Annotated in this window: 2 protein-coding genes and 1 pseudogene; all 3 read left to right on the top strand. The window is 62.6% G+C overall.

Annotated features, from left to right (window positions below; genetic code table 11):
- Positions 1-258: 258 nt before the first annotated feature.
- Positions 259-852 carry a transposase gene (locus IQK56_RS29635; RefSeq protein ID WP_122306134.1) on the top strand — a complete coding sequence of 198 codons (594 nt, stop codon included), beginning with the start codon at positions 259-261 and terminating at the stop codon, positions 850-852.
- A gap of 59 nt (positions 853-911) precedes the next feature.
- Positions 912-2,493: pseudogene (locus IQK56_RS29640) on the top strand (ShlB/FhaC/HecB family hemolysin secretion/activation protein).
- Positions 2,494-2,517: 24 nt separating this feature from the next.
- A partial coding sequence (locus IQK56_RS29645) for a DUF2341 domain-containing protein (RefSeq protein ID WP_193901944.1) occupies positions 2,518-3,533 on the top strand: 1,016 nt, incomplete at its 3' end.

The raw sequence follows: 3,533 nt of genomic DNA on the forward strand, positions 1-3,533 counted from the left end.
CGAGTGTTGGGGCAAGAGCCTTTTGCTTACTTTTGGGCTCTTCCAAAAGTGAGCCGCCGTAAGGGCGGAACCGTAAGCAGCCGTTACCGAAGAAACGGATATTCACCCACCCCCCAAGAACACAAAAAATGAAGCTTTCATGACAAAAGTTCGGTAGTCAACGCCCACCCCCGTCTCTCCTGTGTAACGCGCTCAAGAACACCACTCAGGTGTTTTCAAAGCCGCCAGCAGGACGCCAGGAGTGGGGCAATGGGATCTATGGAACGTTATTCAAAAGTCGGCATGCAGGAGCTCGACCAGCGCCTGTCAAAGATCGTCGAAGCCGCGCGCAAGAAGCCGGTGTCGGTCTATCGCTACGGCGCACCCTGGGTGTGGATCGTCTCCCAGGACGATTGGCAGGGCGCGTTGAAGGAAGTCTCCAGCTACATCCCCGCCGGCCATTCCCTGGTGTTGCTGCGCCCGCAGATCGACGACGTCCTCGACCAGCACCGCGACTGGCTGGTGGCCGAGCCTTCGATGTTGATCGCGCCGCAGACCGTGCTGCAGATCCTGCTGCTGCAACTGCTGTACTCGGTGCCCAGCGAGCAGCAACTGCATGAACAGCTGAACTACAACCTGCTGTTCCGCTGGTTCGTCGGCCTGGACCTGAACCAGAAGGTCTGGAGCATCCATGTGCTCACCCGTGACATCGCCACGCTGCTCAACAACCCGCGGGCGGTGCAGCTCATCCAGAAAATCATCGGTGACGTGTTTTGTGGCGCCTTGCTGCACATGCCGGAGTTCTCGTTGAACTTCGCCTTGCTGCACACCTGGCTGGCCCGGCACGGCAACACTTCGACCGCCAGCAATTGAGCCGGCCGGGCGCCGTGCCGGTGGCAGCGGCGATAACCATTAGAACGTCAGGGGGCGGTGTGGAGCATCTGTTCAAATCAACGCTGGTGCTGTGCTGCTTGACGCTGGGGGCCATGGTCCACCCCGCGTTGGCGGAGGACGCGGCACCGGCACGCAAAGTGGACGTCAACGAGTACTTCGTGCGCGGCAATACCGTGCTCGATGCGGCCACCATCGAGGAGGCGGTATACCCCTTCCTGGGCCCGCAAAAGACCCTCGACGATATCGAAGGCGCCCGTGAGGCGCTGCAGAAGATCTACCAGGCACGCGGTTACCAGTCGGTGTTTGTGGAGCTGCCGGAGCAGAAGGTCGATGACGGCATCGTCTACCTGCAAGTCAGCGAAACCAAGGTTGGCCGGGTGCGGGTGGTGGGTGCCAAGCACTACTCACCGGTGGAAATCCGCGAGCAAGTGCCGGCCCTGGAGGAGGGCGCGGTGCCGGACTTTGCCAGCGTGCAAACCCAGTTGGCCGGGCTCAACCGCAGTGCCGGGCGCCAGGTTACGCCGCTGGTGCGCGAAGGCCAGCGCCCCGGCACCATGGATGTGGATTTGCAGGTGGAAGACCAGAACCCCTGGCACGCCAGTATCGGCCTGAACAACGACTACAGCGCCGACACCGAGAAGCTGCGCTCGGTCGCGACCCTGGGCTATGACAACCTGTGGCAACTGGGCCACAGCATTTCCCTGACGTACTTCACCGCGCCCCAGGACACCGACAACGCCAAGGTCTGGTCGGGCTCCTACAGCGCGCCGCTGGATGAGCGCTGGACCTTGCAATTCTCCGGCTACCAGTCCGACAGCAATATCGCCACGATCGGTGGCAGCAACGTGCTCGGCAAGGGCCATTCCTACGGGGTGTCGGCGATCTACAACCTGCCGGCCGCCGGCAATTGGGCCAATTCTTTCTCGTTCGGTATCGACTTCAAAGACTTCGACGAGCAAATGAAATTCGGTTCCAGCAGCGACCAGGTGCCGCTCAAGTACGCGCCGTTCACCCTGGGTTACAACGGCTACCGCTACACCGAGCAATCCCAGTTGGGCCTGGGCTTGAACCTGGTGGTTGGCACCCGCGCCTTCTTTGGCTACGGCAGCGACGCCGAAGAATTCGATTACAAGCGCTACAAGGCCAGCGCCAGTTTTGCCGTGCTCAAGGGCGATCTGAATTACAGCTACACCTTCGCCAACGACTGGCAGTCGGCATCCAAGGCCGGTTTCCAATTGGCCTCGGGGCCGCTGGTGTCCAACGAGCAGTATTCCGCCGGCGCGCCACTTCGGTGCGCGGCTACCTGGCGGCGGAACGCACCGGCGATGAAGGCGTGCTGCTGTCCCAGGAGCTGCGCACGCCGTCCCTGGCCAAGTTCCTCGGCAGTTATGTGCAGGAGTGGCGCTTCTACGCGTTCGCCGAAGGTGCGCGCCTGCGCCTGCAGACCCGCTGCCCGAGCAAGAAGACGAATACAGCCTGGCCAGTGTCGGCCTGGGCACCCGCGCCAGTTTGAGCAAATGGTTGTCCGGCAGCCTGGATTGGGGCTACCCGCTGCTCGATGGACCGAACACCCAGAAACAGGATTCGCGACTGCACTTCAGTGTGCAGGCGACGTTCTGACTTTTTCTTCCGGAGACTTCACCCATGCAACGCCTATTTCTGAGCCTGTTGATCTGCCTGGGCTTCGCGCTCCCGGCCACCGCCCACGCCTGGTGGCAGGACGATTGGCACTACCGCAAACAGATCTCGGTAGACACCACCGCCCAAGGCGCCGCGATCAATCAGGCCTTGGGGCGCACCGCGCTGCTGGTGCGCCTGCACACCGGCAATTTCACCTTTGACGGGGTCAAGGACGACGGCAGCGACCTGCGCTTTGTTAGTGCCGATGACAAGACCGTGTTCAATCACCAGATCGAGAGCTTTGATCCATTGATGGGCATGGCGCTGATCTGGGTCGATGTGCCCAAGGTCGAAGGTGGTCAACGCCAGGATTTGTGGATGTACTACGGCAACCAGAAGGCCCCGGCCACTGCTAACGGCCAGCTGGCATTTGACCCCAATTACACCGCGCTCTATCACTTTGACGGCGCCAATGCGACGCCGCCACGGGACACCACCGCCTACGCCAACACCGCGTTGAACGCCACCGGTGCGAGCATCGACGGCGTGATCGGTCGCGCCTTGCAGTTCGGCGGCCAGCCGCTGATGTTGCCGGCCAGCCCATCGCTGCAACACGCCGCAGGTGGTGCTTTTACCGTCAGCGCCTGGTTGCGCCTGGATCAGGCCAGTGGCGAGCAAATCGTCCTGGCCCGTCGCGACGGCGCCCACAGCCTGTTGCTGGGCTTGAACCAGGGTATGCCGTTTGTGGACATCGACGGCCAGCGCGCCGTCTCGACCCAGCCGCTGAACCCCGGCCAATGGCAGCACCTGGCGTTCACCGCCGAGGGTGAAAAAGTCGCGCTGTATGTCAACGGCCGTGAAACCGCCAGCCTTGCGGTGGCCATGCCGGCGTTCAACACGCCGTTGGCGGTGGGCGCCGACCTGCCGGAAGCCGGTAGCACGCACTTGCCGTTCGCCGGGGCCATGGATGAGCTGCGCCTGTCCAAAGTGGCGCGCCCGGCCGCGCTGTTGCTGGCCGATGCCAGTGCCCAGGGCGCCGA

The sequence above is a fragment of the Pseudomonas cyclaminis genome, from assembly GCF_015163715.1.
Classification (GTDB): Bacteria; Pseudomonadota; Gammaproteobacteria; order Pseudomonadales; family Pseudomonadaceae; genus Aquipseudomonas; species Aquipseudomonas cyclaminis.